18 protein-coding genes are annotated in these 17,286 nt (G+C 33.6%); 11 read left to right on the plus strand and 7 right to left on the minus strand.

Annotation, left to right across the window (positions count from 1 at the left end; translation table 11 throughout):
* Nucleotides 1–12: 12 nt before the first annotated feature.
* The 7 genes from DFQ06_RS03300 to DFQ06_RS03330 are packed head-to-tail and all read right to left on the minus strand — an operon-like array spanning nt 13 to nt 7,347.
* The gene (locus DFQ06_RS03300; RefSeq protein WP_162857621.1) at nt 13–741 is read right to left on the minus strand and encodes a LytR/AlgR family response regulator transcription factor; all 729 of its coding nucleotides are present in this window, start codon (nt 739–741) and stop codon (nt 13–15) included.
* A 4-nt stretch (nt 742–745) separates the two neighbouring features.
* Nucleotides 746–1,783, minus strand: coding sequence for a sensor histidine kinase (locus tag DFQ06_RS03305; protein ID WP_133966007.1), 1,038 nt, complete (start codon nt 1,781–1,783; stop codon nt 746–748).
* 48 nt (nt 1,784–1,831) lie between these two features.
* Nucleotides 1,832–2,791 (minus strand): YHYH protein, encoded by a 960-nt coding sequence (locus DFQ06_RS03310; protein ID WP_133966009.1) that lies wholly within the window; start codon nt 2,789–2,791, stop codon nt 1,832–1,834.
* A gap of 34 nt (nt 2,792–2,825) precedes the next feature.
* Nucleotides 2,826–4,046, minus strand: a complete 1,221-nt coding sequence (locus DFQ06_RS03315; RefSeq protein WP_042495177.1) for an ABC transporter permease — start codon at nt 4,044–4,046, stop codon at nt 2,826–2,828.
* Between the two features lie 2 nt (nt 4,047–4,048).
* Nucleotides 4,049–4,792 (minus strand): ABC transporter ATP-binding protein, encoded by a 744-nt coding sequence (locus tag DFQ06_RS03320; protein WP_042495179.1) that lies wholly within the window; start codon nt 4,790–4,792, stop codon nt 4,049–4,051.
* Between the two features lie 6 nt (nt 4,793–4,798).
* Nucleotides 4,799–6,004, minus strand: a complete 1,206-nt coding sequence (locus DFQ06_RS03325) for an efflux RND transporter periplasmic adaptor subunit (protein WP_133966011.1) — start codon at nt 6,002–6,004, stop codon at nt 4,799–4,801.
* A gap of 11 nt (nt 6,005–6,015) precedes the next feature.
* Nucleotides 6,016–7,347, minus strand: a complete 1,332-nt coding sequence (locus tag DFQ06_RS03330) for a TolC family protein (protein WP_133966013.1) — start codon at nt 7,345–7,347, stop codon at nt 6,016–6,018.
* A gap of 372 nt (nt 7,348–7,719) precedes the next feature.
* Here DFQ06_RS03330 and DFQ06_RS03335 point away from each other — a divergent pair, with 372 nt between their 5' ends.
* The 11 genes from DFQ06_RS03335 (at nt 7,720) to DFQ06_RS03385 (ending at nt 17,115) form a co-directional block, all read left to right on the plus strand.
* Nucleotides 7,720–9,054: a cytochrome ubiquinol oxidase subunit I gene (locus DFQ06_RS03335; protein ID WP_074935850.1), complete on the plus strand. Its 1,335-nt coding sequence runs from the start codon at nt 7,720–7,722 to the stop codon at nt 9,052–9,054.
* A 2-nt stretch (nt 9,055–9,056) separates the two neighbouring features.
* Complete coding sequence (gene cydB / locus DFQ06_RS03340; RefSeq protein WP_042503597.1) at nt 9,057–10,133, plus strand: cytochrome d ubiquinol oxidase subunit II; 1,077 nt, start codon at nt 9,057–9,059, stop codon at nt 10,131–10,133.
* Nucleotides 10,134–10,154: 21 nt separating this feature from the next.
* Complete coding sequence (locus tag DFQ06_RS03345) at nt 10,155–10,688, plus strand: DUF6933 domain-containing protein (protein ID WP_042503596.1); 534 nt, start codon at nt 10,155–10,157, stop codon at nt 10,686–10,688.
* A gap of 94 nt (nt 10,689–10,782) precedes the next feature.
* Nucleotides 10,783–11,682, plus strand: coding sequence for a DMT family transporter (locus tag DFQ06_RS03350; protein WP_042495188.1), 900 nt, complete (start codon nt 10,783–10,785; stop codon nt 11,680–11,682).
* 157 nt (nt 11,683–11,839) lie between these two features.
* Complete coding sequence (locus DFQ06_RS03355) at nt 11,840–12,205, plus strand: DoxX family protein (RefSeq protein WP_042495191.1); 366 nt, start codon at nt 11,840–11,842, stop codon at nt 12,203–12,205.
* A gap of 3 nt (nt 12,206–12,208) precedes the next feature.
* A complete protein-coding gene (locus DFQ06_RS03360) occupies nt 12,209–12,793 on the plus strand; it encodes a TetR/AcrR family transcriptional regulator (protein WP_133966015.1) in 585 nt (194 codons plus the stop codon).
* 1 nt (nt 12,794) lies between these two features.
* On the plus strand, nt 12,795–13,457 hold the full coding sequence (locus DFQ06_RS03365) for an NAD(P)H-binding protein (RefSeq protein WP_042503593.1): 663 nt from the start codon (nt 12,795–12,797) through the stop codon (nt 13,455–13,457).
* A gap of 20 nt (nt 13,458–13,477) precedes the next feature.
* Nucleotides 13,478–14,110, plus strand: coding sequence for a nitroreductase family protein (locus tag DFQ06_RS03370; RefSeq protein ID WP_042503591.1), 633 nt, complete (start codon nt 13,478–13,480; stop codon nt 14,108–14,110).
* Nucleotides 14,111–14,121: 11 nt separating this feature from the next.
* Nucleotides 14,122–15,120, plus strand: coding sequence for an NADP-dependent oxidoreductase (locus tag DFQ06_RS03375; RefSeq protein WP_042503590.1), 999 nt, complete (start codon nt 14,122–14,124; stop codon nt 15,118–15,120).
* A gap of 19 nt (nt 15,121–15,139) precedes the next feature.
* Nucleotides 15,140–16,300, plus strand: a complete 1,161-nt coding sequence (locus tag DFQ06_RS03380; protein WP_133966017.1) for an iron-containing alcohol dehydrogenase — start codon at nt 15,140–15,142, stop codon at nt 16,298–16,300.
* 8 nt (nt 16,301–16,308) lie between these two features.
* Nucleotides 16,309–17,115: a type 1 glutamine amidotransferase domain-containing protein gene (locus DFQ06_RS03385; RefSeq protein WP_174564427.1), complete on the plus strand. Its 807-nt coding sequence runs from the start codon at nt 16,309–16,311 to the stop codon at nt 17,113–17,115.
* The last annotated feature ends 171 nt before the right edge of the window (nt 17,116–17,286 follow it).

A 17,286-nucleotide genomic window follows, 5' to 3' on the forward strand; every position in this document is an offset into this window, starting at 1 on the left:
TTGCCCTATAAATTATAAAGAATTACTATTTACGAATTCTAAAAAAGCAGACTTATATTGCTCAGAAACCGTAATGCGCTGGTTGTTAATAATGATTTGACTACGCTCAATAACTTCAATGTTTTTTAAAGACACAATAAAAGAACGGTGCACGCGTAAAAATTGAGATTCTGGTAATTCTTCTTGCAAAGATTTTAAGCTCATTAAGGTTAAAATAGGCTTCGGATTATCCTTTAACCAAATTTTAATGTAATCCTTTAACCCTTCAAAATATAGGACATCCGAAAGCTTAATTCGTAATTGTTTGTATTCCGATTTTACAAAAAGAAATTCTTTTACTTCGGAAACTTCGTTTTGCAGTGTTCCTTTTAACAACGAGAAATAATGATTTGCTTTATTTGCTGCAGCTAAAAATTCAGCATAATCAAAAGGTTTCAATAAATAATCCAAAGCCTCCACTTTAAAACCTTCCAAAGCATATTGATCGAATGCAGTTGTAAAAACCACACGTGTCTCTTTTGGTAACATTTTTGAAAATTCAATACCTGTTAAATCTGGCATTTGTATATCTAAAAACAATAAATCTACAGGTTGCTCTTTTATAAACTCCATAGCTTCAATAGCACTACTACATTTTTGTTTTAGTTCTAAAAAAGGCGTTTTTTGCACATAAGTTTCAACTAAATTAAGTGCCATAGGCTCATCGTCTACAATAACACAAGTGATTTTTATATTGCTCATACGTTTAGTTGGTTTTAATTTCTAAGGTAACCAAAAAGCGATCATCTTCTAAAATAGTTTTAAAATTGAATTTATCTGAATACAATAACTCTAAACGCTTCTCTAAATTCTGAAGCCCTATACCAGAGCCACTTTTATCGTCTGTTTTCTTCGGGAAATTATGGTTTTCAACAGAAAATAAAACGGTATTATTATCACAAGTCATGCTAATATCAATAGTACTTGGTTTAGTCGCCGAAACACCATGTTTGAAGGCATTTTCGATCAATGAAATAAATAACAAAGGTGCAATTTGTATACCTGTTTCTTTAACAGGAAAGCTATAGCTAACACTTGTTTTATCCGATACTCTTAACTTCATTAAATCGATATACTTTTTAAGAAAATCTATTTCTTTACTAAGCGGAACCACTTCTAAGTTAGTTTCATACAACATATAACGCATCAACTTGCTCAAACTGTGTATGGAAGACTTTGCTTGATCGGGAGAAATATCAACTAAAGAATAAATGTTATTCAACGAATTAAAAAAGAAATGTGGTTGCAATTGATAATGCAAATGCTGTAACTCCGACTTTAATTTGAAATTAGCAGCTTCCTTGCGTTCGGCTTCAGTTTTAACCCAACGTCTAGTGGATTTTAGTGCTACTGAAAAGAACAAAGGTGCTAAATACGATAACAATTGTATGTAAATAGCCATTTTAAAAGGAGGTTCGGTTCTCTCGGCATTTGCGAGACGCTTTTTTAAAATATCCTGAAAATAATTATCTTCTATGTATTCTTTTAAAAATAAAAAGAATGCTATAATTAGGATATTTAGCAGAATAAACTCCACTGTTTTTTTGGGGAACAAGTAACGATCTACTAAAACAAAAAAGTTTAAGTAAAATATAATGGCAGAAAAAAATAAAGGAATCCAAAAATGGGCAATTACCCTATTCATTTCTTGTTCCTCACCAGATGATAGCAAATAAGGCAAACAAAATAATGTTAACCAAACTAGCACATGTGATATTACCGTTATTGTTTTGTTCTTATACATTAACTCTTTCTTTACTTTTATTATTCTACTTTTTACTGAAACAAATTGTTACTCCTGAACATGAACGCTACCAGGAACACCATGTAAACATTTTATAATTTCGTTACCTCCGGGTTCTCCTGCATGATAATGATAACCACGTGTTTCATCTACATGACCGCCACAATCATCTAAATCTGTTGGCTGATTCTTGTTTTCATCTAAAAGCGCATAAATACCAAATCCATCTATTGCGTAACCTATCATTGACGAATGCACATCTGCTTGTTTAACTTCTTTTGTAGATCCAGTTGCTGCATGATAATGATAACCTCCATGAGGGTTTACATGACCACCATGGTCATCTAAGGGAGCAATAGTATGCGCTGCTAATATTGCATGTGTTGGTGCTGGCGGATCAAAGTTAACACCATTAAAAGCAACCCCAAGACCACCTCTTCCTAATCGTTGCTCTCTATCTGTATATACTGGAGTAACAGGAATAGTAAAGGTTGTTATTTGATCTTTATAATATCTAGGGAGGCATTCTACACAGTAATTCTGGTAGGCTTCTTCTACATCAGGTTTGGCTGCGCCTTCGCATTCTTCTTGTGTTGCTGTATATTTTACGCTACCATCTTCTCTAAAGACTTTCCATTGATCATCTTCATAAAAATCAGCTAGCTCCGCAATAAAATGGCCATCCACATCATACACGTTTCCATCTTTAAACCAAATACCACCTTTTTCTTTAGCATCATCGATATGTCTTGGACACCATGGCCCCATTTGATGTTCCGATGGTCTTGAGTTGGTTTTAAACACATAACACAACGTTGGTGTTCCGTCTAAGTCCACTGTTTTCTGAGTAATTTCACCTATAATATTATCTGCAATAAAATAATCTGGATTTACAGAAACTACTTTAACTCCATCTATTTGCTCTGCTTTTTTATTGGTTTTACAGGAAGCCAACACAGCAATAGATGCTAAAAGTAAGAAAGGTTTTAAACGTTTATTGGTTTTCATCTTTATCAGTTTTATTTATTAGAATTCCGAGTCTTTATTCATAACGCAAAGCAGTGATTGGGTCTAAAGCCGATGCTTTTCTAGCTGGATACCATCCGAAAAAGATACCTGTTACAGCACAAACGGCAAAAGAAATCACAATAGAATACATAGCCACGCTTGTAGGCCAATTTAAGAATTTTTCTATGAACACCGTTGCTCCAAGTCCTAATAATACACCTAGAACTCCACCTGTAATACTTATTAAAATAGCTTCTATTAAAAATTGCATTAAAATATCAGAGCCCTTTCCTCCTACAGCCATTCGTAAACCTATCTCTTTGGTACGCTCTTTTACGGAAACATACATAATATTCATAATCCCAATTCCTCCAATTAATAATGAGATACTTGCCACTGCAACCAATAGGATAGTTAGCATTTCACTAGTAGAACTAAAGGTGGAAATTAGTTCTTCCATAGAACGTACGTGAAAATCATCATCTTCACTATCTGCCAATTTATGTTGCTCGCGTAAAATACTAGAGAGCTCTATTACCGCATTTGGCGCTTCTTCTTCACTAATCGCAGATGCCATAATCTGATTTAAATGATCGATTGCTAAAATACGTTTTTGTACAGTGGTGTAAGGCGCAATAACCACATCGTCTTGATCTTGCCCAAAGGTGTTTTCTCCTTTTTCTTCCAGAACACCAATAACTTTAAACGGAATATTATTAAAACGAATCATTTGTCCTACTGGTTCTTGACCATCAGGAAAGATATTATCTACTACAGTTTGCCCAATTAAGGCGACTTTAGCAGCGGTTTGTACTTCTGCATCTGTAAACATACTTCCGCTTTGTAAATCGACTACTTTAATGCTTAAATATTCTGGATTTACGCCGTAAATTGAAGATGGCCAGTTGTTAGAACCATTAATAACTTGCCCCTTTCCTTCTACTACAGGTGTACTGTAACTAAGTAAATTGGATTGTGCTTTTATTGCTTTGTAATCACTTAAAGTAAGCGATTCCATAACACTAGCTTCTTGTCTCACGCCTCCTCTTGTGTCGGCTCCTGCTTTTATAGTAATCATATTGGAACCCATAGCAGAAATAGTAGTACGAATACTTTCTTTTGAACCTTCTCCAATGGCTAACATAGCGATTACAGATGCCACACCAATAATAATTCCAAGCATGGTTAACAAGGTTCTTGTTTTGTTAAGGATGATGGCTTTTGTAGCGATTTTAAATAAATTTAATAGTCTCATAATTAATCGTCTTGTTTAGGTAATTTGGCCAATTCATTTGCTGCAGATTGAATGTTTTCATTCTTATAATCTTTCATAACCGCACCATCTTTTAATACAATGGTTCTACTACTAAACGTAGCAATATCTGGCTCGTGCGTAACAAATGTAATCGTAATACCTTGTTTGTTTAACTCTTGAAATAAGGACATGATTTCGTAAGATGTCCGTGTATCTAAGTTCCCTGTCGCCTCATCAGCTAATATCATTACAGGGTTATTAACTAGTGATCTGGCAATAGCAACACGCTGCTGTTGTCCTCCGGAAAGTTGTGCTGGTGTATGATGTAAACGTTCGCCTAATCCTACTTTCTCTAAAGCTTCAATAGCACGTTTTCTGCGTTCTTCTGTAGATACTTTACTGTTGTATAACAGTGGTAATTCTACGTTTTCAATAGCCGATGTTCTTGCTAATAAATTATAAGATTGAAAAATGAAACCTATTTTTTCATTTCGAATAGTTGCCAATTCATTTCTAGATAAGTCTTTTACTCTTACACCATCAATTTCATAGGTTCCAGACGTTGGTTGATCTAAACATCCTAAAATGTTTAACATCGTACTTTTTCCAGAACCACTAGATCCCATAATAGTCACAAATTCTCCTTCTTTAATATCAAACGAAATACCTCTTAATGCATGAACCGTCTCGGTTCCCATGGTAAACTCTCGTTTTAAATCTTCTATTTTTATGATTGCTTTACTCATGATTATCTATTTTTTCCTGTTACCTCCTGGTTTTTGTGGCATAAATGGACTTTCGTTTTTAGCGGAAACACTAGCCTCCGATTTTGAAACCCCTTTTAAACTATACACAAGTTTTTCTCCTTCAGAAACTCCATTTAACACTTGTACATTTACACCATCGCTTGCACCAAGCGTTACTGCTTTAGGAGTAATTTCTCCGTTGTTTCCTAATACCCAAAGTGTCGTTCCTTCTTTAGTTCTTTCAGTGTTATTAGTTTCTAATTGGTGTTGTAAATTATAGCTTGCAAAGACTTCTTTTTCTGGTTTAAAGTTGATGGCTTTAGCTTCCGCAGTTAATACATCATTTAATTCTAATGTGTAAATTGAAATAGTTGCTGTTAATCCTGGCTTCAGTTTTAAATCTGGGTTATCTGCTTTAATTACAACTGTATACGTCACTACATTTGAAGTAACAGTTGGATCTAATCTTACTTGTGTGACTTCACCTTCAAAGGTTTCTCCTAAGTAAGCATCGACTGTAAAAGTGACGCGTTGTCCTTCTTTTATTTGTCCTATATCTGCCTCATCTACATCTGCCTCTACTTGCATTTCTTTTAAATCTTGAGCAATAGTAAATAGCGTTGGTGTACTTAAACTTGCTGCTACCGTTTGCCCTTCGTCAATAGCTCTAGATAAAACCACACCATCGATAGGCGAATAAATATTAGCATAACCTAAATTAGTTCTGGCTTGTTGTAAATCTGAATAACGTTGTGTCACCGTTCCTTTTGCTGTTTGATAGTTGAAAGTAGCATCATCAAAATCTGATTTACTTATCACTTGATTATCAAATAACGTTTTCTGTCTGTCGTAAATCGTTTGCGTGTAGTTTCTTTGGCTAACCGCATTATCATAAGCTGCTTGTGCTTGCGTTTTTGCTGCGTTTAAATTAGTTTTATCCAATTCAGCAATCAACTGTCCTTCCGTAACCACACTGTTATAATCCACATAAATCTTTTCTACTACACCAGAGACTTGTGTACCAACCTCAACTTGTGTAATAGGTTCCATAGTTCCGGTTGCGGTAACCATGGTAGTGACGTTAGCTTTTTTTACTGCTATTGTTTTAGCTTCAATGATAATAGCGTCGTCAGCTTTTATAAATGAATATCCTACAATAGCGAGTACTACAATGACAATGCTACTTATTATAATGTTTTTTTTATTTTTCATGATCCTTTAGATTAAAGTTTGATATCGTTTCCTTGATAAAATTGTAATAATTGGTGATATAAAATATTTAGGTATTTTGCTTGCAAATAGTTTTGCTGTGCATTAGTGTACGTGTTTTGGCTAATTACTAAATCGGTTGTGCTTAAATCGCCTAATTCATATTTCTTCTGAGCTAGTTTGTAACTTTGTTCTGATGCTTCTTTGGAAGCTTCCGCAGCTATAATTTGTTCTTGTGCAGATAATGCGTTTTGGTAAGCCGTTTCTACTTTCTTGTAAAGAATTTTTTCAGTAATTTGTTTCTGAATTTCAGCCTTTTCAATATTTATGGTAGCCGATTGTACTGCTGATTTTGTTGCGTTTCTATTAAAAATAGGAATGGTTAATGATAAGCCTAACTTCTGATTAAAGTTAACATCAAACTGATCGGAAAATGTATTATCGTTTATACTTGTATAACCAGAACCTACACTTCCGGAAAGTGATAATGTTGGCGAATATCCTCCTTTAGCAATATCGAGTTCTTTCTCTTTTGCTGCTACATTTAACTTACTAGCTTCTATTTCTGGCAAGTAATTTAAGGCGTTGTTATATATGGAAATTCTATCTAATTCTAAGTTTATTAGATCCATATTTTCGTCAATAGACTCAATTTCTAAATCGTCCATTGGTGTTAGCTCTAATAGTTGTTTCAAATCAATAATATACTGTTGATAATTGTTCTTAGCTGCAATTAAATTGTATTGATTAGTAGCTACTTGACTCTGTGCTTCTGTATAATCACTTAAAGCAATAGTTCCTGCATCTAAACGTGCTTTTGCTCGCAATACTTCTGTTTTAGAGGCTTCTAAATTAGATTCGGCAATAGCAATATCTTCTTTACTAAATAGTGCTTGCAAGTAGTTTTCTAAAAGGCTAATAACAATGCTGTTTTTTGCTTCTTCTTCTAAAAAAATACTTTGTTCTAAAAGAATTTTATTCTGCTTAATTTGATTACTTATTTGGCTGCCTTTAAACAGCGTTACAGAACTGTTTATACCCACATTAGTACTGTGTATTTGATCGGTAACATAACTACTTGTAATAGGGTCAATAGTATTTCCGTTAGAAAAACTTTGAGACGCACTACCAAATAAGTCTGGTAATCTAGACGATTTTGCTTTACTATAATCTACTTCGGCAAGATTTGTATTTAAAGAAGCATCTTTTACGCTAATATTATGTGCTATAGCATAATTGATACAATCTTCTAAAGACCACACATTCGAGCTAACGTCTTTAGGTGTTTCTTGCCCTATTGAAATCTGTGCAAATAGAAAGCTTGCGATAATAATATATAATTTCATTTGTTAAGGTGTTTTTGTTTTACACTTCAAAAATGAAACTAAATACATCCTTATAAAATAGTAATAGAAGTTTGATGGAATTAACTATACCAAAACCCCTATTCTATCGACGAGATTTTTATAACTATTGCAGATAATTGAAATATAGATAAAAGCCTTTGAACTTTTGATAAAACTTGATTTAAGGGCTTTATTTAACGGATATTATACCAAGGAAACAATCCGTAATCATTAACTTTGTTTACAGTAAATTTAATTGATGAATTAGCGATTTTATATTTTTTACTGAAACTTTTATCTGTAACAAAAGTTACCGTGCTTTATATTAAAATCGAATAATTTCGTCGGCAACACATACAAATTATTGCTTTTATGGAAGACATGCTTTTTTATGATAGAATGCAGTTTGCTTTTACCATTACCTTTCACTACTTATTTCCGCAATTAACTATGGGCTTATCGCTTATAGTGGTTTACTTTAAAGGGAAATATCTTTATTCAGAAATTGAAAAATATAACGACGCTGCCAAGTTTTGGATGAAAATTTTCGCGCTAAACTTTGCTATGGGTGTGGTTACCGGAATCCCAATGGAATTTCAGTTTGGAACGAATTGGGCGAAATTCTCGGAGCTTACCGGTGGTATTATTGGCCAAACTCTGGCTATGGAAGGCATGTTTTCGTTCTTTTTAGAATCTTCGTTTTTAGGACTTTTTATTTTTGGTGAAAAGCTTCTAGGGCATAAACTCCATTTTGTTACTGGGTTTTTAGTCTTTTTAGGTTCTTGGGCCAGCGGCTATTTAATTATTGCTACGCATTCCTGGATGCAACATCCCGTGGGTTATGAAATTTTGGAAAACGGCCGATTTGTTCTAAACAACTTCAGTGCCCTATTTTCAAATCCATGGTTATTACCATCCTATTTCCATAATCAATTAGCATCGGTAATTACGGCATCGTTTGTTGTAGCTGCCATTGGCGCATTCTATATTCTGAATAATAAACACAGCGAATTCGGAAAACTCTTTGTAAAAACAGGTGTTGGTTTCGGTTTAGTATCTAGTATTTTAGTGGCATTCCCAACAGGAGATTTAGTAGCTAAAAACGTTGTAAAACACCAACCGGTAACCTTTGCAGCTATGGAAGGAATTTTTGAAACCGAAGAAGGCGGCTCGGAAATTGTTTTAATTGGACAACCTAATATGCTCGAGCAAAAACTAGATAATAAAATAGCCGTTCCAAATATTCTAAGCTTTTTAACCTATCAAGACTGGAATGCGGAGATTAAAGGTTTAAATGAATTTGATAAAAGCACACACCCAACAAACATACCTGGGCTTTATTATGCTTATCATATTATGGTTGGTTTAGGTACTATTTTTATAGGTTTAATGTTATTGGCGGCCGTACAGCTTTTCAGAAAAAAACTATATACTACAAAATGGATTCTGTGGGCACTTATGTTTATGCTTCCTTTTCCATATATCGCCAATACAACAGGTTGGTATACTGCAGAATTAGGCCGACAACCCTGGTTAGTGTATAACTTGCTGCGCACCGCAGATGGTGCATCACCAACCGTGTCGGCAGGAAATACGTTATTTACACTACTTGGTTTTATTGGTTTGTATTTGCTTTTAGGTTTGCTGTTTTTAATGCTAGCCGGAAAAATAATTAACAAAGGTCCACAACTTAACAACACACATTAATTATGGAATTATTTTGGTATATCGTTTTAATGACCATGTTGGCTGTTTATGTCATTTTGGATGGCTACGACTTTGGAGCAGGAATTATTCATTTGTTTTTTGCTAAAACAGAAAAAGATAAAAAAGCAATAACTAACGCTATAGGTCCTTTTTGGGATGCCAACGAGGTTTGGCTTATCGCCTCTGGTGGGATCTTGTTTTTTGCATTTCCAACGTTGTACGCCTCATCGTTTAGTGGCTTTTATTTACCCTTAATTATGATTTTATGGTTACTAATTTTTAGAGCTATTGGTTTAGAGTTACGCGGACAAATACACAACCGCATATGGGAAGCCATTTGGGATAAAGCTTTTGGAATATCTAGTTTGCTTTTGGCCTTGTTTTTTGGTGTTGCTCTAGGTAACGTAGTTCGTGGTGTTAATTTAGGTAATGTTGTAAATGGTGTATCTACGCACGAAGCACATTTTTTCTTTTTACCACTTTGGAACCCAACATTTAGTCCACATGCAGAAGCCTTAGGTGTTATCGATTGGTTTACACTTTTACTAGGTGTTATTGGTGTGGTATCTTTAGCAATCCATGGTGCAAATTGGATTATTTTTAAAACCAATTCCGATTTAAACACCAAGCTTAGAAAGGTGATTTTCAACTTAAATATTGTACTATTAGTTTTAGTAATTATCTCAATTTTAATCTGGCATTTAATAGAACCAAAACCATTTCACAACTTTTTTAAATACCCTTGGTTATGGTTATTCCCTATTATAACATTAACAGGGTTATTGGGTTTGTTCAAAATTAAATCATTTAAGAAAGATGGCTATGGCTTTATATTTTCATCTTTATTTTTATTTGGAGGTTTAACCACAACCGTATCGTCAATTTTCCCTAAAGTATTGCCTTCAACAAATGATATTAATCCAGATTTAACGCTTTATAACGTAGCAGCAGATGAGTATGGTTTATCTGTTGGTGTATATTGGTTTGCTATCGCTATTGTGTTAGTGGCTGTATATATGTTTATTCAATATAAAGTCTTTAGAGGAAAAATGGACGATGTTGGTTATGGAGAACATTAAATTTTAAAATATTTATAGATTATGCAAACCCCAATATATACATCTATTAAATTAGAAAAATTAATTAAAAAACTAATTAAAACAGAACCGATAAAAAACTTAGGTTTGTTAGGAAAATGGAATGCTACTATTTTTCATGTTAATAGAAAAAAGTGTTGGCTTGTGGCTAATGCAAAAACACAATACTCTATAATTTTAACAGATATAAAAGCGAAGGATTTAAAAAATATTTCAGACATTTTTAAGAACGCATTTTATACGCAGTTAATCTATGATGGTATTATTATAGATTTTGAAATAGTAAATTCACTTATTGGTGAAATAACCTTTTTTAGGACTGATAATGACAGAAAAACTACAGGCTTTCAAAACGATAGGCTTTCGCATTTAGAGTATTGGAAAGATGAATTTAATAGCTTAGAAGCTATGCCTATTAAAGATTTAACAAGCCGTATGAATAATATACCTATCCATATTGGAGAAAGTAAAAAAATGGCAGATTTCACTTATGCTAAAAGCGAAATGGAACAATGTATTGAATCTATACAATTATAAATTACTCCTTATTTTAAGTTTGTATTGCAATTAATAACGCCAAGATATCTTATATTTTTTATTGTAGAATTAGAGATTAAATTATCTTCGCGCGATGTGGATGTATTTAGGGCTTTTAGCCGCGTTATTTTTAGGGTTACACAACTTATGTAAAAAGCATGCCGTTCAAGGCAATGAAGTGTTTCCGGTGCTTTTAGGTACGGTAGGTTCAAGTTTTATTTTTCTTTTGCCATTTTTCATTGGTTCAATTTATTATCCTGAATTCACTAAAGGGCTCGGCTTTTTTATAGAACCTATTCCGTGGCAAACACATGGGTTTATTTTTATAAAATCGGCTATTATGGCAAGCTCATGGGTTTTAGCATATCAAGCTCTAAAACATTTACCAATAACCATTGTTACTCCTATTCGGTCTGCAGGTCCGTTTTTCACGTTTATAGGCGCTATTCTTATTTATGATGAAAAACCTAACGGATTACAATGGGTAGGCTTTTTTCTTATTATATTTTCGGTTATGCTCTATTCCAAAATTGGAAAAAAAGAAGGTATTAACTTTAAACGAAACAAATGGATTTTTGCCATTATAGCAGCTACGTTTTTAGGAGCCTCTAGTGGATTGTACGATAAATTTTTAATACAAAGTTTATTTCTAGATCCACAAACCTTATTATTTTGGTTTAGCTTTTATGTTATTTTAATCCTTTTAGTGATACTATCGATAACTTGGTTTCCTTTTGCAGACAAAAGAAAAGCCTTTAAATGGAGATGGACTATACCGGCTGTTGGAATTCTTTTAACATCGGCAGATTATTTCTATTTTAAAGCACTGCAAGATCCTGAAGCTTTAATTATGCTACTTTCCGCTATTAAGCGAAGTCAGATTATAATTGCCGTGGTTGTTGGTGGTTTAATATTCAAAGAACAGAATAAACGCAAGAAATTAGTACCACTTGTTGGCATTATGCTAGGTGTTTTTCTTATTCTGTATTCATAGTATAAATATATTTCATATTTCTAAACATCTTATAACAATAGTTTTAGCGGTAAAACAACGTCACTCATCTTAATTTTCAACTATTGAATATAAACTTTTGTTAAAAAAAGAATGAACGTTCATTTTTTACATATATTTGTACTCACAAAACATAGAGATGAAACTTTTTTGGAACATTTTAAGAGTATTACTTGCCATATTTATGATATATGCAGGTGCTCAACATTTTGTTAATGTTGACTTTTTCAAAGCCTTTGTTCCAGATTTTCTGGTGTACAAAGCATTTATTATTTACGCATCGGGAGTTATAGAAGTAATGCTAGGTATATTATTACTTATACCACAATACAAACGCACAGCGGCTAGCGGTATTTTTGTATTAATGATATGTTTTTTACCAATACATGTTTGGGATGTGTTTTCTGCAAACCCTGCAATTGGTAGTCATGAAGCCGCATTAATTAGATTGCCATTGCAACTTGTATTAATTGCGTTGGCTTATAAATTTACAAAAAATCAATAAATTATGGCTAAGCTACAGAAAAGTATAGATAAACGTAATGCATTGGTAAAAGCAACCATAGAGTTGGTAAACAACGATGGTTTCCATGCAACACCTATGAGTAAAATAGCTAAAATGGCCAATGTTTCGCCTGCAACTATTTACTTATACTTTGAAAATAAACAAGATTTAGTAAATCAGACTTATATAGATGTAAAAGCGGAATACACAAAGTATGCTTTTGAAACTTATGATGAAAACATGAGTGTTGAAGCTGGCTTTGAATTAATATGGAAACGTATTGCCGATTTTAAACTAAAGGAATGTGAACACGCTATGTTTTTAGCACAGTGTGATAATTCGCCTATGATTGATGAAGCAAGTCGCCAACAAGGTATAAAACACTTGCAACCCCTACTCGATTTGTGGGAACGTGGTAAAAAGGAAGGCGTTATAAAACCATTATCAGATTATCTTTTATATGCTTATGCTATTAACCCATTATCGTTTTTAATGATGATACAAAAGCGTGGCGTGTTTCAATTAGATAAAGAACATTTAGAAGAAGCTTATCAATCTGCCTGGAGCAGTATAAAAGTTTGTAAATAACATGAATAAAACAGCTATTATACTTGGCGCAACTGGTTTAACAGGGAATATTATTCTTCATAAATTAATTGAAGATGATAGATATAAAACCATCAAACTGTTTTCTCGTTCTAAAAAAGAAGGATTACCTGATAAGGTAGAACAATTTATAGGAGATCTATTAAACCTGGAAGATTTTAAACCCGATTTCAAAGCAGACGAAGTCTATTGTTGCATTGGTACAACTACCAAGAAAACACCAAATAAAGAACTCTATAAAAAAATAGATTATGGTATTCCGGTAACGGCAGCAAAGCTTTCAAAAGAAAACAACATACCTACGTTTTTAGTGATATCAGCTATGGGTGCTAATGAAAGCAGTAATGTGTTTTACAATAAAACAAAAGGCCAAATGGAGCACGATGTTTTAAAACGAAATATAAAAAACACTTTTGTGTTAAGACCATCTTTAATTGGTGGCGAAAGAAAAGAACATAGACTATTAGAAAAAATTGGACTGGCTGTTTTCCAAGTAATTGAACCCTTATTTATAGGGAAGTTAAAACAGTATAAAATTATAGATGCCGAAACCATTGCAACAGCGATGATAAAATTAGCAAATAACAGAAGTAATGCCGAAGTGATTATAACTTCAAACGATATAAAACAAATTTCAAAACAATAACTAAAAAATAAATTTAAGATATGGAATTATTAGATAAATTAAACTGGAGATACGCTGCAAAAGCGATGAATGGCGAGAAAATAGCTGAAGATAAAGTAGAACGTATTTTAGAAGCAGCTCGTTTAGCACCAACATCTAGCGGTTTACAACCTTTTGAAATTTTTGTAGTAAAAAACCAAGATGTTAAAGAGAAAATTAAGCCTGTAGCTTGGAATCAATCTGTTGTAACAGACTGCTCTCACCTACTTGTTTTTGCTGCTTGGGACACATATACTCCAGAAAGAATTAACTATATGTTCGATTTAACCAATGATATTCGTGGTTTTAAAAACGAAGGTTGGGAAGATTACCGTAAAATGCTTTTAAACTCTTACCCTCAAAAAGATGCGGAAGAAAACTTTAATCATGCCGCAAAACAAGCCTACATTGCTTTCGCAGAAGCGCTTACTGCTGCTGCTTTCGAAGGTGTAGATACTACCCCAATGGAAGGTTTTGATGCCGATGCTGTAGATCAAATTTTAGGTTTACGTGAAAAAGGTTTACGTAGTGCCGTTTTATTACCAATGGGTTATAGAAAAGATGATGCAGATTGGTTAGTAAATCTTGTAAAGGTTAGAAAACCTATGGAAGACTTAGTGACTGTAATTGAATAAAAAAAAGAAAAATGACAAAGACAATTTTATTAAACAATAGACCAAAAGGAAAACCGACAGTTTCAAATTTTGAATTTGTTAGTGACGATACTGAATTAAAAGTTGGCGAAGGAGAAATCTTGTTAGAAGCTGCTTATGTATCTGTTGATCCTTATTTAAGAGGACGTATGAGCGATGCAAAATCGTATGTACCTCCTTTTGAACTTAATAAACCCGTACAATCTGGAGTGGTTGCAAAAGTAGTTGCCTCTAAAAACAAAAACTTTGCTGAAGGTGATTATGTTTCTGGATTGTTAAGTTGGAAAACACAACAAATTTCTACAGGTGAAGGCCTTTTAAAAGTTGATGGCGATAAAGCACCATTAAGTACTTATTTAGGTGTTTTAGGAATGACGGGCTTAACGGCTTATTTAGGGTTAAACGAAATAGGAAAACCTAAAGCAGGAGAAACTATTGTGGTTTCTGGTGCTGCTGGAGCTGTAGGCTCTGTAGTTGGGCAAATAGCAAAAATTCTAGGACTTCACGTTATAGGAATTGCTGGAACCGACGAGAAAATCGAGATGCTTAAAAGTAAATTTGGTTTCGATGCTGGTATTAATTACAATACAAGCAAAGATATTAATGCAGACATTAAAGCTTTAGCGCCAAATGGTGTCGATATTTATTTTGATAATGTTGGTGGGCCTATTTCGGATGCTGTTTTATTCAACATCAATCGTTTTGCACGTATGATTATATGTGGTGCTATTTCGGTTTATAATGAAACAGAATTACCAAAAAGCGTTAGTGTACAACCATTTTTAGTTAAAAATAGTGCCTTAATGCAAGGCTTTATTGTTTCTAACTATGCTGAAAAATTCCCAGAAGCTATGAAACATTTATCAGGATGGTTAGCAGAAGGTAAATTAACTTACACTGAAACTATTGTTGATGGTTTCGATAATATTCCTAATGCTTTTATCGATTTATTCGAAGGTAAAAACAAAGGAAAAATGATAGTGAAAATTTAAAAAATTAAAGAGAAAGAAGATGAACAATTTTGAATTTAAAAATCCGACCAAGATTATTTTTGGAAAAGATTCTATTGAAAAATTAGAAAATGAAATTCCGAAAGACGCTAAAGTATTATTGCTTTATGGTGGCGGAAGTATTAAGAAAAACGGTATTTACGATCAGGTTAAAACAGCTTTAACAAAGGTTGAAGTTATTGAGTTTGGAGGTATTCCTGCAAACCCTGAGTATGCTGTGTTAATGGATGCTTTAAAGGTTATTAAAGATGAAAACATTAGCTATTTACTAGCTGTTGGTGGTGGATCTGTAATAGATGGTACCAAATTTTTATCGGCTGCAGCATTATTTAAAGGTGATACACCTTGGGATATTTTAAGCCAAAATATTAGAACCGAAAAAGGTATGCCTTTTGGAACCGTTTTAACTTTGCCAGCTACAGGATCTGAAATGAATTCTGGTGCTGTAATTACTAGAAAAGAAACAAAGGAAAAATTAGCTATGGGTGGTCCTGGTTTATTTCCTGAGTTTTCAATTTTAGATCCGCAAGTGATTACCTCTATTCCAAGACGCCAATTGGTAAACGGTTTAACCGATGCCTTTACACACGTTTTAGAGCAATACATGACGTATTCCGTTGGTGCTTTATTGCAAGATCGTTTTGCTGAAAGTATTTTACAAACCATTATAGAAGTTGCTCCAAAGGTTTTAAAAGATCCTACAGATTATCAAGCAGCCTCTAACTTTATGTGGAGTTGTACAATGGCCTTAAACGGATTAATACAAAAAGGAGTTCCTAACGATTGGGCAGTACACGCCATGGGGCACGAATTAACGGCTTTATTCGGTATCGATCATGCACGTACTTTAGCTGTAATTGCACCAAGCCATTACAAGTATAATTTTGAAGCTAAAAAAGAAAAATTAGCTCAATACGGTGAGCGCGTTTGGAATATTACTGAAGGTAGCATGGACGATAAAGCATATGCTGCTATTGAAAGAACGGAAGCGTTTTTTAATGAATTAGGCATAGATACTAAATTATCCGATTACACTAAGGATTACGAAGGCACTGCCGAAGAAATCTCTAAACGTTTTACAGATCGTGGTTGGTTAGGCTTAGGTGAACACCAAAGTTTATCGCCAGATAAAGTTGAAAAAATTGTAAAAATGGCTTACTAATTTTATTGATGAAGACTTTAAAAACATTAGCCATAGCACTTACAATAATTACAGCTTCGAGTTGTAAAGACGTAGGACAAGAAACAACTTCTGAAAAAGTTTCAGAAGTAAAAACAGAATTAAAAAAACAAAACGACATGAAAATATTATTTGTATTAACATCTCACGACAAATTAGGAGATACAGGGAAAAAAACAGGATTTTGGGTAGAAGAATTTGCTAGCCCATATTACACATTATTAGATAAAGGTGCAAAAATTACTATTGCTACGCCAAAAGGTGGAGCGGCTCCAATAGACCCAAGTAGTGATTCTCCAGATGCTGCTACAGCTTCTACAGATCGCTATAATAAAGACGAAGATGCAAAAGCAAAAATTGCAAACACTGAGGTTTTAGCCAATATGAATCCTAACGATTTTGATGCGGTATTTTATCCAGGTGGTCACGGTCCTTTATGGGATTTAACTAACGATAAAACATCGGTTGCTTTAATTGAAGCCTTTGATCGTCAAGAAAAACCAATCGCTTTTGTATGTCACGCACCAGCTGTATTGAAAGATGTAAAAAATGAAGACGGAACAGCTTTAGTAAAAGGAAAACGTGTTACAGGGTTTTCTAACTCAGAAGAAGCAGCCGTTGGATTAACAGAGGTTGTACCATTATTATTAGAAGATATGCTTATTGAAAATGGAGCATTGTATTCTAATTTAGACCAATGGAAACCATACGCAGTACAAGATGGTAATTTAATTACGGGTCAAAACCCAGCATCTTCAGAATTAGTTGCAGAAAAATTATTAGAGAGTTTAAAATAATTTAGACCCATCATTATATATTATAAAGGTTGTCCATGGTTTGGACAACCTTTTTTGATTTAAATGTTTTACTCCTTTCAGTTAGAATGAGCTAAATTCTCCCACTTAGCCAGAAAGAGATAAACCGTTTGTAATCGATTAAAAATAGCACTTCATCTAAATAATATGCTT

Origin of the sequence: Algibacter lectus (assembly GCF_004368925.1) — a bacterium.
Lineage (GTDB): Bacteria > Bacteroidota > Bacteroidia > Flavobacteriales > Flavobacteriaceae > Algibacter > Algibacter lectus.